The sequence below is a fragment of the Chryseobacterium sp. 2987 genome, assembly GCF_031456375.1.
Taxonomy (GTDB): Bacteria; Bacteroidota; Bacteroidia; order Flavobacteriales; family Weeksellaceae; genus Chryseobacterium; species Chryseobacterium vaccae.
Genome location: NZ_JAVDUN010000014.1, coordinates 14,176 through 28,145 on the forward strand (window position 1 = coordinate 14,176; position 13,970 = coordinate 28,145).

The 13,970-nt window shown below is 36.9% G+C and carries 15 protein-coding genes; all 15 read left to right on the forward strand.

Going from position 1 to position 13,970, the window contains the following annotated elements; translation table 11 throughout:
* The first annotated feature begins 20 nt into the window (after positions 1-20).
* The 15 genes from J2Y40_RS23175 (at position 21) to J2Y40_RS23245 (ending at position 13,918) form a co-directional block, all read left to right on the forward strand.
* On the forward strand, positions 21-1,169 hold the full coding sequence (locus tag J2Y40_RS23175; RefSeq protein ID WP_153392681.1) for a class I SAM-dependent methyltransferase: 1,149 nt from the start codon (positions 21-23) through the stop codon (positions 1,167-1,169).
* 138 nt (positions 1,170-1,307) lie between these two features.
* The gene (locus J2Y40_RS23180; RefSeq protein ID WP_153392678.1) at positions 1,308-1,586 is read left to right on the forward strand and encodes a hypothetical protein; all 279 of its coding nucleotides are present in this window, start codon (positions 1,308-1,310) and stop codon (positions 1,584-1,586) included.
* Positions 1,587-1,740: 154 nt separating this feature from the next.
* A complete protein-coding gene (locus tag J2Y40_RS23185) occupies positions 1,741-3,120 on the forward strand; it encodes a dipeptidase (protein WP_153392675.1) in 1,380 nt (459 codons plus the stop codon).
* A 215-nt stretch (positions 3,121-3,335) separates the two neighbouring features.
* Positions 3,336-4,244 carry a T9SS type A sorting domain-containing protein gene (locus J2Y40_RS23190; RefSeq protein WP_185151932.1) on the forward strand — a complete coding sequence of 303 codons (909 nt, stop codon included), beginning with the start codon at positions 3,336-3,338 and terminating at the stop codon, positions 4,242-4,244.
* A 77-nt stretch (positions 4,245-4,321) separates the two neighbouring features.
* Entirely contained in the window at positions 4,322-5,023 is a 702-nt protein-coding gene (locus tag J2Y40_RS23195; protein WP_153392669.1) for an SDR family oxidoreductase, read from the forward strand.
* Positions 5,024-5,285: 262 nt separating this feature from the next.
* Positions 5,286-6,302, forward strand: coding sequence for a T9SS type A sorting domain-containing protein (locus J2Y40_RS23200; RefSeq protein WP_310001684.1), 1,017 nt, complete (start codon positions 5,286-5,288; stop codon positions 6,300-6,302).
* Between the two features lie 200 nt (positions 6,303-6,502).
* Positions 6,503-7,249 carry an electron transfer flavoprotein subunit beta/FixA family protein gene (locus J2Y40_RS23205; RefSeq protein ID WP_310001686.1) on the forward strand — a complete coding sequence of 249 codons (747 nt, stop codon included), beginning with the start codon at positions 6,503-6,505 and terminating at the stop codon, positions 7,247-7,249.
* A gap of 41 nt (positions 7,250-7,290) precedes the next feature.
* Positions 7,291-8,238: an electron transfer flavoprotein subunit alpha/FixB family protein gene (locus J2Y40_RS23210; protein ID WP_153392660.1), complete on the forward strand. Its 948-nt coding sequence runs from the start codon at positions 7,291-7,293 to the stop codon at positions 8,236-8,238.
* 192 nt (positions 8,239-8,430) lie between these two features.
* Entirely contained in the window at positions 8,431-9,030 is a 600-nt protein-coding gene (locus J2Y40_RS23215) for a bifunctional nuclease family protein (RefSeq protein WP_153392657.1), read from the forward strand.
* Between the two features lie 21 nt (positions 9,031-9,051).
* Positions 9,052-10,434, forward strand: a complete 1,383-nt coding sequence (locus tag J2Y40_RS23220; protein ID WP_153392655.1) for a nucleoside permease — start codon at positions 9,052-9,054, stop codon at positions 10,432-10,434.
* A 114-nt stretch (positions 10,435-10,548) separates the two neighbouring features.
* Complete coding sequence (locus tag J2Y40_RS23225) at positions 10,549-11,103, forward strand: RNA polymerase sigma factor (protein ID WP_153392652.1); 555 nt, start codon at positions 10,549-10,551, stop codon at positions 11,101-11,103.
* Complete coding sequence (locus tag J2Y40_RS23230) at positions 11,069-11,782, forward strand: hypothetical protein (protein WP_153392650.1); 714 nt, start codon at positions 11,069-11,071, stop codon at positions 11,780-11,782. Before J2Y40_RS23225 ends, J2Y40_RS23230 begins: the two co-directional genes overlap by 35 nt.
* 78 nt (positions 11,783-11,860) lie before the next feature.
* Complete coding sequence (locus J2Y40_RS23235; protein WP_310001689.1) at positions 11,861-12,958, forward strand: hypothetical protein; 1,098 nt, start codon at positions 11,861-11,863, stop codon at positions 12,956-12,958.
* A 148-nt stretch (positions 12,959-13,106) separates the two neighbouring features.
* Positions 13,107-13,511 (forward strand): hypothetical protein, encoded by a 405-nt coding sequence (locus J2Y40_RS23240; protein WP_153392644.1) that lies wholly within the window; start codon positions 13,107-13,109, stop codon positions 13,509-13,511.
* Positions 13,508-13,918, forward strand: a complete 411-nt coding sequence (locus J2Y40_RS23245) for a hypothetical protein (RefSeq protein ID WP_310001692.1) — start codon at positions 13,508-13,510, stop codon at positions 13,916-13,918. Before J2Y40_RS23240 ends, J2Y40_RS23245 begins: the two co-directional genes overlap by 4 nt.
* Positions 13,919-13,970 lie beyond the last annotated feature (52 nt).

Below are 13,970 nucleotides of genomic sequence, written 5' to 3' on the forward strand. Positions count from 1 at the left end.
TAAAAAAATCAGTGAGATTCGTGGTAAGTAAAATTTTAAATGAAGAAGTTCAGAAGTACATCAATACAAATCTAAATACAGATTTACACGCATTACTGTTGAAAAAATCCCCGTTTCCTGATGTTTCTATACAGGAAATTGTACAGCAGATCAAAGGAAAACAGGTAGCCGAAAAGAAATTTCCGTTCCTATTGAAAGAAGGAATTGTTTTTCCGCCCCAGCTGAGTCTGGAGCAGTCGTCATCAGAAAAGACAGCTGCCTATAAATCAGAAATGTTAAAAGGCAGAAAGTTTGCAGATCTGACAAGTGGATTCGGGATTGATGCCTATTATCTTTCACAGAATTTTGAGGAAATTACACTGGTAGAGCAAAATACTGAACTTTTAAATACTGTAGAACATAACTGGAATATCCTGAAACGTAAAGCCGTCTTTGTCAATCAGAAACTGGAAGACTTTTTAAATTCAAATAAAGAGCATTTCGATGTTATTTACTTAGATCCGGCAAGAAGAGACAGTAGTAAAAATAAAGTATTTCTTTTGGAAGACCTGTCGCCCGATATTCTCGAAATTCAGGACACACTTATGACATCTTCAGATCAGGTGGTCATCAAGCTTTCTCCGTTGATTGATCTTAAATATTTGGTTTCGGTGCTTCCCGGTATTTTCAGAATAGAAATTATAGCCTTAAAAAATGATGTTAAGGAAGTGGTTGCTTTCCTTTCCGGTAAACCTCATGAAGGAATTACCTGCAACTGCGTTAATCTGGATAGCAGCGAACCTGTGTTTATATTCAGATTTGGAGAGGAAGATGATGCGGAGGCTTTATACGCTGAGCCGGAAAAATTCATTTATATCCCAAATAATTCCATTTTAAAAGGTGGAACATTCAATCTGATCTCTCAACGATTTGAGTTAAAAAAGCTTCATCCCAATACCCATATTTATACCTCGGATAAAAGAGAGGATGACTTTCCGGGAAGAATCTTAGAGATGGAATCTGTTGAATCTAAGAGTATTAAAAAGAAAGAACAATTCAATATTATTTCGAAAAACTATCCGTTAAAACCGGAAGAGATCAGAAAGAAATACGGAATAAAAGATGGAGGCGAAGACTACCTTATTTTTACACAATCCAAAAAAGGGAAAATTATTTTAAAATCAGTATAAAAATGTTGCCGAAAAAAGCAGGATTTCTTAATTTTGGGCAATTAAAAATGTAAGCATGAAATCGCCCGCTGTTTGGATAATCAGGACAGACTAAAATAATGCGATTCCATATGACCTTTAAAAAAATAAATTTTGCATATGAAAAAATTAGTTATATGTTTAGCTATTGCTGCTGTAGCTGTAAGCTGTAAAAAGATCCAGGCAGGAGGAAACAAAAATACACTGAAACTGGAAGAAGGAGTAGAAAGATATTCTGATGATGTACAGGGCGGAGGTGAAGCACATGGTCATAACGCTGCTGAAGGTCACAAAGAAGCGGCTCCGGCTGAAAAACATGAAGCTGAAGCTCCTAAAAAAGACAGTACTTCCGCGGCAAAACCTGCTGAAGCTGAAAAAGCTCCAAAAGCTGAACATTAATTACGAGTATACCATATAAAATGTCCTGCCATTGTGTAGGACATTTTTTGTTAAAGACGTATAGATTTAAAATGATAAGCTATTCAGAAAATTCTCCCTTTTTGTTTGCGTCTGCAGACCATTTTTTTTACTTTTAACAAAATAAATTTTTACAATGCAAGAGACATTAAATTACATCAACGAAAACAAACAGCGTTTCGTGGATGAATTATTTGAGTTACTGAGAATTCCTTCTATTTCTGCAGATCCGGCTTATAAAGATGATGTACTGAAGTGTGCAGACGTTTGTGCAGGGTACCTTAAGAATGCAGGAGCAGATAATGTGGAAGTGTGTGAAACAAAAGGCTATCCTATCGTTTTCGGAGAAAAGATTTTAGATAAAAGCCTTCCTACGGTTTTAGTATACGGACATTATGATGTACAGCCGGCAGATCCGTTGGAGTTATGGAGAAAACCTCCTTTCGAACCTTATATTGAAAAAACTGAACTTCACCCGGAGGGAGCCATCTTTGCCAGAGGTTCTGCAGATGATAAAGGCCAGTTTTTCATGCATCTGAAAGCTTTTGAAGCGATGATGAAAACCAATGCGCTTCCATGCAACGTGAAATTTATTTTGGAAGGGGAAGAAGAAGTAGGGTCGGTAAGTCTTGGTGATTTCGTTAATGAAAACAAAGAAAAATTAGCCTGCGACTGTATCTTAATATCAGATACCCATATTTACAGCAATGAGCAGCCAACGGTAACTACCGGTTTAAGAGGATTAAGCTATGTGGAAGTAGAAGTGGAAGGGCCTAACAGAGACTTACATTCAGGACTTTACGGAGGAGCTGTTCCCAACCCGATCCATGTGCTGTCAAGAATGATTGCCCAGCTCATTGACGAAAACGGACATATTACGATTGACGGATTCTATGACAATGTGGAAGTGGTGTCTGATGTAGACAGAGCAGAAATGAATAAACTGAAAGATAATCCTGAAGAATTCAAAAAATCAATCGGACTGAACGGAGTGGAAGGCGAAAAAGGATATACAACACTGGAAAGAACCTCTATTCGTCCTACCTTAGACTGTAATGGGATCTGGGGCGGATATACAGGAGAAGGAGCGAAAACAGTAATTCCTTCCAAAGCTTCTGCTAAAATTTCTATGCGTCTGGTTCCTTATCAAACACCAGAGGAAATTACAGAAAAGTTCACAAAGCATTTTGAAAAAATTGCCCCTGAGAATGTAAAAGTAAAAGTTACACCACATCACGGAGGAATGCCATATGTTTTGCCAAGTGATACAAAAGAATTCTTAGCTGCAAAACAAGCGATGGAAACCGCATTTGGAAAAGAGGTATTACCTTATAGAAGTGGAGGAAGTATTCCTATTACGGCGATGTTTGAAAAGGTGTTGGGAGCAAAATCAGTTCTGATGGGCTTCGGTCTTGATTCTGATGCAATTCACTCACCGAATGAGCATTACGGATTATTTAATTTCTATAAAGGAATTGAAAGTATTCCGTTGTTTTTTGAAAATTATTCAAAATAATTGAAATTAATATACCTTACCATCCAGCGTTTCTGAAAAGAAGCGCTGGATTTATTTTTGGACTGTCTCAACTTTTGGGTATATCCTGTGCGCGAGGTCTTTTTTATTGCCAGTCCGGCTTCAAGTTAATAACAATAATCGGATTTCTGCTTGACGAATGATATTTTTTTAACTCTCAGATGTTTTTAATTTTAGTTCTGACTAAAAAAAAGACTATGAAAAAAATCTACTCAATCACAATCTGTTTGTTATCAGTGCTTTCTGTTGCTCAGCAAAGAACCTCATTTGAGGACTACGAAGGATTTTATACAGGAAATATTCACGCTCAGGGGACTTGGATAAGTACGCCTACCGGTGATGAGCCCCCCAACATATTAAACCAGACAATCTGTATCGACGATGCGACAGATGGCTACAACTCTCTCAGGATTGTAAAAGAGAATATATACGGAACTCAATCAGTTCCCATCATTGGAGCTTTTAATAATATTCAGATTCAGCCATCCACTGGGTTTTCTGTTTCATTTGATATTAATATGTCTCAGCTTAACGGATCAATATTCGGCTTTCAGGGAGTAAATAATGCAGAAGAAAAATTTGTCATCCGTGTTGATTTTGAAAATACAGGCTCAGTTAAAATTTTAGATAAGCTTGTAAGTCCGGAGTTAATGTCTGCTTCCGGATCATGGCAGCCCAATGTCTGGCACAGGTTTTCAATAATAGGTTCCTCCTCAGAAGTCAAATATTATCTGGATAATATCCTGATCTATACAGGGACTATAGAGCCTATTAATATTGATCAGGTGCGTTTTGTGCATAATAATGCAGAAGGATCAGCTTATATTGATAATATTCAGTTAAATAATCAAAGCGGGTTATCTACAAAAGAGACAACTGGTCCTAAGAAAAAGATCATCATCTATCCCAATCCGGCTACAGATTTTATCAAATTGACTGATTCACATTTGGTAAAAGCAGTTAAGGTTTACAATATGGAGGGGAAGGAACTTCAAATTAAGCTGAACGGAAACAAGATTGATGTAAAAAACCTATCTGCAGGAGTCTATCTTCTTAATATTGAAACTGACGACAGAAATTTTACCGAAAAATTCATCAAAAAATAACCTGACAAAATCTTAGGCTATATAAAACGCTCCAATTGGAGCGTTTTTATTATTTTAGGGAATTAAAATTAAGGAACATGTCAGATAAAGTAGCCTATATAACGGGAGGGACCAAAGGAATTGGTTTCGGGATCGCAAAAATATTGCTTGAAAACGGAATTTCCGTAGCATTTTCGGGACGCAAAAGAGAAGAGGTAGAGAAAGCTGAAGAAACGCTTAGGAAGTATTCGGAAAATGTTCTGGGAATTGTTTCTGATGTAAGAAGCCTAGAAAGTGAAGAGGAAGCCATAAAATATGCAGTAGAAAAATTTGGAAGACTGGATTTTGTAATTGCCAATGCAGGACTGGGAATATTTAAACCGGTGGATGAGCTCACAGCCGGGGAATGGAATGATATGATCGAAACAAACTTAACCGGTGTTTTCTATACTTTAAAAGCCTCCGTGGAAGAATTAAAGAAAACGGAAGGATATTATATCACCATTTCCAGTCTGGCAGGTGCCAACTTCTTTGAGAACGGAACAGGATATAACGCTTCAAAATTTGGTGTTGTAGGGTTTACCCAAGCGGCTATGATCGATCTTAGAAAATACAATATCAAATCTACCGTGATTATGCCCGGATCAGTGGCGACTCATTTCAACGGAAATATTCCTTCAGAAAAAGACAGCTGGAAGATCCAGCCCGAAGATATGGGAAATCTTGTACTGGATATTTTGAAAATGAATCCAAGAGTTTTGCCGAGTAAAATAGAATTCAGGGCAACAAAGCCTTTATAAATGATGCTTTTTGGGAATCCAGATTGAATATTTTTTTATAAATCTCAAAAATCAATTAAATTTTAATGTAGTAATCAATAGATATTTTTATTTCACAGACAACCTTTCAGGATTTCTGCTGTCTTATTAACAGGAGCTAATCCTTCTTCAATTGATGTTAAAATAAGAATCAATTTTCTTTAAAGTATAAAATTTACCTAATAACTGGTATTGATTCCACTTTTTAACTGAAGTAAGTTTGACATTGAATTAAAAATATATTATGAAAAATTTTCTATCAATTAATGCATTTCTATGGGTTTTATTTCAAACCTTGAATGCCCAGACTCTGGAAAGTGATAATTTTAATAGTTATACTATAGGAAATATTGGAACGGATATTACTGCATCAACTCCCGGGCAAGGTGGCTTTTATACGGATTTTGCCGGAGGTTCCAATTCGGAAGCACAGATTGTGAATGTAGATGTTTCCCACGGAAAATCTTTACAGCTTACCGGAAGTGCTGGATCTACGGGCACAAAGTATATGTGGAAGAACGGGCTGGGAACATCCTGGGCGGCAAGAACTGCTGGAAATGATATCCTTAAACTAAGCTTCAAATTATACACAGGAAGCGTCATAGGCGGTGTGGGAAGAGCAACCGTATTGATTTATGACGGGACCACCCATAAAACGTTGCTGGGAGCCGGATATGAATATGATACACAACGAATTGTAGGAATTGCATATTATACTAAAGTATCAACAGCGGTAACCGGAAATTATCTTTTTTATCTTGAACCTGCTACAAATACTTATCCACCCAATACATGGATTACTTTGAACTGTACATTCAACAAAACGACAGGAATTGTTACATGGATAACCCCTGGAGGTACTGCTTACAGTCCTGCCTCAACACATACACCAGCCGCCGCAGGTGTAGATCCTTTTGAATTGGATTTTGTTTCAGTAGTTGGTGCAGGGAATACAGTAGCTCATATCACATCTTTTGATGATTATATGGTGACAGCCGTAAATAGTTCAACATTGGGAACTAAAGAAACTATTGAGGAAGAAAGTAATATTTCAGTGTATCCGAATCCCGCGACTGATTTTATAAATATACAATCTGCATCACCAGTCTCCAAAGTTGAAATTTTTGATAATACAGGAAGAAGCATGAATACCCAGCCTGACCACAATAAAATAGATATTCGAAATCTTACCCCCGGAATTTATACCATTAGCATGGAAATTAAGGGAAACAAATTTTCTAAAAAATTCATCAGAAAATAAGATTAATGATCTCTTTATTAATACAAAAACGCTCTGTTTTAGGACATTTTGTTAATTTTAATGCTCTGAATAACAAATCAATATATATTATGCATGCATAATATATTTTTTGCTTATATTAGCAAAAATTAATTCAAACAAAATCTCTGCTAAAATCATCATGGGTTTAGGCACTAAAGGGAAATAATAAAATAGTACACATGAAAATATTAGTTTGTATTAGTAGTGTTCCGGATACTACTTCCAAAATTAACTTTACAGCAGATAAGTCTGCTTTCGACAAAAACGGAATTCAGTGGGTAATCAACCCTTTAGACGAATTTGCGTTAACAAAAGCGGTTAAACTTCAGGAATCTCAGGGAGCAACAGTAACTGTGATCAATGTAGGAGATGCAGCTACAGAACCTGTTATCAGAAAAGCATTGGCAATTGGTGCTAATGATGCAGTAAGAGTAAACCTTGATCCTAAGGATAGCTATTCAACAGCAAAAGAAATTGCTGCAGTAGCTCAGAATGGGGGATATGATCTTATCCTTTGTGGAAAAGAATCTATCGATTATAACGGAGGTTCTGTTCCGGGAATGGTAGCTCAGTTATTGAACCAGCCTTTCGTAAATGCATCGGTAGGTTTAGACGTAAACGGAAGCGAGGCGACTGCAGTAAGAGAAATTGAAGGAGGGAAAGAAACTATTTCTGTAAAACTTCCGGCCATCATTGCAGGACAAAAAGGATTAGTGGATGAAAAAGACCTTATCATTCCAAACATGAGAGGGATTATGTCTGCAAGAACAAAACCTTTGCAGGTTGTAGAACCAGTTTCTTCAGAAGTAAAAGTTCAGGGTGTATCTTATGACAGTGTGCCGCCTAGAGCTGCTGTAAAAATGGTTTCTCCTGATAACCTTGATGAATTGGTAAGATTACTTCACGAAGAAGCTAAAGTGATCTAATTCTTTAATCCTTTAATTTTTTAATCTTTAAATTTAAAAAAATGGCAGTATTCGTATACGCAGAAAATATAAACGGAGTTTACAAAAAAGCAGCTTTTGAGGCAGTTTCTTATGCTAAAGCTGTTGCAGACAAAGCAGGAGATACCGTTACGGCAATCTCTGTAAACCCTACAGATGCTTCAGATGTATTGTACAAATATGGAGCGTCAAACGTAATCAATATCAAAGACGAGGGTCTTAAGAATTTCTCTGCAAAAGCATATGCACAGGCAGTAAATGAAGTAGCAGACGGAAATATTATTGTTTTCCCTCATACAACAGATGCTTCTTCTATTGCACCTATGCTGGCTGTAATGAAGAACTATTCTTTAATTACAAACGCTTTGGAAGCTCCTGAAAACCTTTCTCCATTCCAGGTAAAAAGAAAAGCATTCTCAGGAAAAGGATTCATGCATGCAAAAGCAGATGGTAGCGGAGTAATTGTTACTGTTTCTCAAAATGCTTTCGGTGTTAAAGAAAACGGAGTATCAGGTTCAGAAGAGGTGAAAAATCTTTCAGTAGCTAACGAAGATACAAAAGTGATCTCTCACGAGCAAAGCTCAGGTAAATTAGATCTTAAAGAAGCTGAGGTGGTTGTTTCTGCAGGTAGAGGGATGAAAGGTCCTGAAAACTGGGGAATGATTGAAGAACTGGCTAACGTTTTAGGAGCTGCTACCGCATGTTCTAAGCCGGTTTCTGATATCGGATGGAGACCTCACACAGAGCACGTAGGACAGACCGGTAAAGCAATTGCACCTAATCTTTACATTGCAGTAGGGATTTCCGGGGCTATTCAGCACCTTGCAGGGGTAAACTCTTCTAAAACAATCGTAGTAATCAACAATGATGCTGAAGCACCATTCTTCAAGTCTGCTGATTATGGAGTAGTAGGAGATGCTTTCCAGATCATCCCGGCTTTAACAGAGAAAATCAAAGCAATAAAAGGATAAAAAAGTTAATGGTGAGCAGTCAGTTCGCTTCGCTTGTCAATCTTTGATAAATTAAAAATTCACTTACGGAGTACCATTGACGATCAGCCATTTACAATTCTTCATAATACAAATAAAAGCTCGGCTTTCCGGGCTTTTATTTTTGCGTAAAAAAGTGAAATCACAATAAAAAATTAATCTATATTTGTAGTTATGGATTATAAACAGCTAATTATTCGCGGAATATCGTACAGCCAGACCCAATCAGGCGCGTACGCCCTATTACTGGAACATGAAGAGACACACATAAAATTACCTGTTGTCATTGGAAATTTCGAAGCACAGTCCATCTCTCTCGGACTGGAAAAAGATATCCATCCACCGCGACCCCTTACCCACGATCTATTCACCAAATTTATAGTTTCTACCCATTACGAATTGGTTTCAGTAATTATCTATCAAATTGTAGACGGTGTATTTTTCTCCAATATCAACTTTAAGAATAAAGCCAATGACGAAGAGCTGATCCTTGATGCCCGGACTTCTGATGCTGTTGCAATGGCTGTAAGATTCGATGCACCGATTTTTACTACACAACAAGTGCTGAATGAAGCAGGAATCCTTCTTGAGCTGGAAGATGTTTCAAAAGAAGAACAATCGTTTTCAGAAACAGTACAGGCTGAAGATAACTTAAAATCTGTGTCTATGGAAGAACTTCAGAAAATGCTGGATGAAGCCGTAAGAGAAGAAGATTATGACACCGCTCTGGAAATTCAGGAAGAAATTAAAAGGAGGAAAAAGAAAATTGACTAAAAGAGATACTTTATATAAACTATGAATTTAAAATTACGACTGACCATCCTCAGTTTTCTTCAGTTTTTTGTCTGGGGAGCCTGGCTGATTACGATGGCTAATTTTTGGTTCGGTACAAAGCACTGGGATGGAACCCAGTTCGGAGCCGTTTTCGGAACAATGGGAATTGCTTCTATCTTTATGCCAACCATCACCGGAATTATTGCTGACCGCTGGGTAAATGCTGAAAGAATTTTTTCGGTGCTGCACATTCTTTATGGTGCTGTTCTTTTCATATTGCCTCATTCGGCAGATCCTAATTCTTTCTTTTCGGTAATGCTTGTAGCCATGTGTTTTTATATGCCTACCATTGCCCTTGCCAACTCTATTTCATATACTATTTTGAAAAATAGTAATCTGGATGTGGTAAAAGATTTCCCGCCAATCAGGGTATGGGGAACAATTGGATTTATTGTAGCCATGTGGATTACCAATCTTACAGGAAACAAAGCAACCGAAGGACAGTTTTATATTGGAGGAGCGGTAGCGATCCTATTGGGAATTTATGCACTGACGCTTCCGAAATGTCCGCCACAAAAACTAATTGATAAAAGCGCTCCATTATCAGAGCAGTTAGGTCTGAATGCATTTAAGCTATTCGGGAGCTACAAAATGGCCTTATTCTTCCTGTTTTCAATGCTTTTGGGAGCTGCACTTCAATTAACTAATGCCTACGGAGATGTTTTCTTAAGTGAATTTTCACATTTTCCAAAATATGCAGACTCTTTTGTTGTTCAGAGATCTACCATTATTATGTCAATTTCTCAGGTTTCAGAGACTTTGTTCATTTTAGCGATTCCTTTTTTCCTGAAGAAATTCGGGATCAAAAAAGTAATGTTGATGTCTATGCTTGCATGGGTTTTAAGATTCGGATTCTTTGCCTATGGTGTGCCGGACGGATTTGGGCTTTCACTGATTATTCTTTCCTGTATTGTATACGGAATGGCATTTGATTTCTTCAATATCTCAGGTTCTCTTTTCGTAGAAACAACTACTGATAAAAAAATACGTTCTTCTGCTCAGGGGTTATTTATGATGATGACCAATGGTTTTGGAGCTGTTTTCGGAAGTTATATAGCAGGTTGGGCCATTGATAAATTTTTTACACACAAGTTTACAACAGCTTCGGATCTTTCCACCTACCTGGAAACAACACCGGATAATCCTACATTCCTTGAGATTTTGAAAAGCGGTTTTAATGCTGCAGTAAATCCGGATGGGACCCTTTCATCTGTTGTTATGGTAAAAGATTGGCATCAGATATGGCTTTCTTTTGCAATCTATGCTCTGGTTCTTGCTATATTCTTTGCGATTCTATTCAGGCATAAACATAATCCTGATGAGGTTTCTTCAGTAAATCATTAAATTTATCATACTGAAAATTAAAATATTAGACTGCACTTTGGAAAAAAGTGCAGTTTTTTTTATTTTCAGGCAACCATTTTAAAGAATTTCCGTCTTATAGATAGAAACCAATACATGAAGAATTTAGAAGAGAATTTTTTACTGGCAAAAAAACGGGACCGGAGAGGCCAGAAAGCATTGTATGAGATGTTTTCATCTAAAATGCTTGCCATTGCAAATTCTTATGTCAACAACCTTCATGATGCGGAAGATATTTTAAGCAGTGCCTTCCTGAAATGTTTTACAAAACTGGATGAATGCAGAGACTGGAAAAGCTTTCCGTTCTGGCTCAGAAAAATTGTCGTGAATGATTCTGTAAGCTTTCTCAGAAAAAACCGGAATATTCTTTATGCAGATATAGAAATTGCAGATGATCACCCGGAAGAAGATATAGATGAAAGGATGGCGGAAATCAATATTGAAGACCTATTTTCCCAAATGCCTGCAGGATATAGACTGATTTTTAATCTGTATGTTTTTGAAGACAAGAAACATCATGAGATTGCAGAAATGCTCAATATTTCAGAAGGAACCAGCAAAAGCCAGCTTAGCAAGGCAAAAAAATGGCTGACAGAATTTTTAAAAACCGAAAACAATGAAAAAAGAAATACTGAAACAGCTAAAATCTGACTATGAAAGGCTCGAAATAAAGCCTTCTGCAGATCTTTGGGCAAAACTGGACCAGAAGTTGGACGGAAACCCTGAAACGGCAGTAAAACCCTCTTTTCAGTGGTGGAAGTATGCAGCTGTTGCATTACTGTTGATTTCAGCGGGAACATTTATTTTTTATAGCAGCCGGGAAAGTAAACCTAATCATAAAACAGATTATATCGTTAAAAAAACGCTTGAACAGGTGGCCAAACCTGTAAACTCCGATACTCAGGATCTTCCTGTACATCCAAATGAAGAACCAGTTCAGGAAAATGAAATAAAAATAGTGAGTAAATCTCATGAAAAAGTAAACTCACAGGAAGTTTTAACGCCTGCAAAAAAAGTAAAGCCACAAAGTATTGAAACCATTGAATATAAAGAACCTCAGATAGCAGTAAAACAACCGGAAAAAGTAACGCAGACCCCGGAAAAAACAGAAATCAGTACAGCTAACCTTCCTGTTATAGCAGAAGTAAAGCAGACGAAAACAAGCTACATCAGCACCGATGATCTTCTTTTGGGAAATGAATATGATAAAAATCGTGCAAAAGCAGCTAAAAATGATAAGAAAGTAGGAACATTCAACTTTGACAGAATGGTACCGAATGTTGGGAACGTAACCGTTCTGGGTGTGACCGTCTACATCGATTCAAAATAAAACCAGTCTTTAATATAAAAAAATACTGCCCTTTGAACGAGGACAGAGTATAAATAATGTCTGAAAATGAATAAGAATATGAGAACTAAAATAACCTTAATGGCTGCAGTAACAGCTTTTACCTGCAGTTTTGCCCAGGAAAATCAGCCGATAAATCCAAGAATGGAACTGTATTCAAAAAAAGTGGACAGCATTGTCCTCTCTGAAAAATCAAAGTTGAATACAGAACTAAATGCCATAGATAAAAGCTTCAGTGAAAATAAAATCACATTCGATGAAAAGCAGAAACAACGTACCGAAACAGCTTCAAAATATCAGCAGATCATTAACGATAAAATAGACGCAGAAAAATCAGAATTGGAAACTGCTACCAAAGAAATGGTAAGAGACGCTGTTTTTGAAGGGAAAAACCCTGCTCCTCCCAGCAGATATTCGTTACAGCTTGGCTCTAATGGATTCAAAATGGAAATGTTTCCGAGAAGGCGAACAACACCTAAAGAGCTTTTAAATTCTTTAGCCATGACGTTCAGCTTTGTTGGTACCAATATGACCTCTAAAGATCAGCCGTTCAGGTTTTACAGCAAAGATTCTGAAGTGAAAAATACAGTCTATAATTCCTATAATTTTACGCTCAGATACGAAAGCCAGGTCGGTGGTTTTAAAAGCCCGTTGTTTTACAGATTCGGACTGGGATTCCGTTCAGATCAGTTTTCTGCAAAATACGGAAAAGTATATTCACAGGAAGGGCATACGCTGTCTGTACAGGAATTTACCAAAGGCAATCTGAAACAGACCCGATTTAATAATACCTATATTTTTGTTCCGGTAGATCTCCGGTTTGTTCTGAATCCTAAATATGTTGAATTTGAAGGAAATACCTATTTAGATAACAAAAAAGACCAGCTGAGCATTGTTTTAGGAGTATATGGAGGGGTAAGGGTTGGAACCGTTATTTATAATAAGTACTCCAATGAATTTTCATCAAGGATTGTAGAAAGAGAAAGAGTAGGATATGGAATGAACGATCTTGTGGTTGGTGGCAAATTCGGGATCGGTTACGGAGGTTTCAATTTATTTGTTCAGAAAGATTTTACGCCGACATTTAACAATAACGCACAGTTTACAAAGAAATACGGACTTCAGATCGGTCTGGAGATTGCAAGTATCTATTTTTAAATTGTTAATAAAAATAATGATTATTTATTATATTGCTAATTTGAATTGATTTTTTTTAAACTTATTAACGTTTGTTCGGTAATAATCTGAATTTGAAACACGCTTTTTTTAAGTGTGTTTTTTTTTGTATTTTGGCACTTTAGTAAATATGAGAAATATTCAGTTATTAGGATTGTTATTAGTGGTTGTAGGCAGCTTTCTGCCCCTTGTTCATGTTCCCATCATTGGAAATTGGAACTATTGGAAACTGGACCACTATTTGGCCATTGCGTGCTGGATCTTTGCTGCATGTGCCGTTTTTGGTATTGTTAATAACAGTGCGAAAATCGTAAGATTTTTTGGAGTATTGCTGATCATTTTGTTTGCATTTACCCTGGTAGCTGTCAAAATGCAGTCGCTGGAGTATTTCAGCTTTTTGCCTTTTAAATCCTGGCGGGAAACTTTCGCAGGGGTTGTAAAGCTTAAATGGGGCTGGGCTGTAGAGTTTCTGGGTGCATTCATGATGATTTTGGCCAGGAGCAGTAAAAAAGTAAACAACAGAGTACAGATATGAAATTAATAAAAGTATTTTGCGCTGGAATACTGATGTTAGCATTTTCAAAAGCCGAAGCTCAGAGCACAGATTTCAGCAAACCGGATAAACCAGCTAAATGTAAAAGTCTGAAAGAAGGTAAATTCCTACGTGAGAATTATCCGGAAGGCATCTGGTATATGATCGTGAAAGATAATGTTCAGACCGAGTATTTCAATAACGGAAAAGATTTTATAAAATCAACACTGGTTTTTGTGGACGACTGTAACTATAAGGCAATTGTCATTGAAAAATCAGATAAAAACGATCCTGTACAGATAGGAGATGTTTTCAGCGTTAAAATTATGGAAACTCAGGATAATTTCCTGAAAGTTCAGACAAAGATTGACAACAATCAGTTTGAACTTACCTACGTAAAAGTAAAATAGAACAGATATTATACGAAGCCGGAAGGCTTCATCCATTAAAAAAAGTAAAATA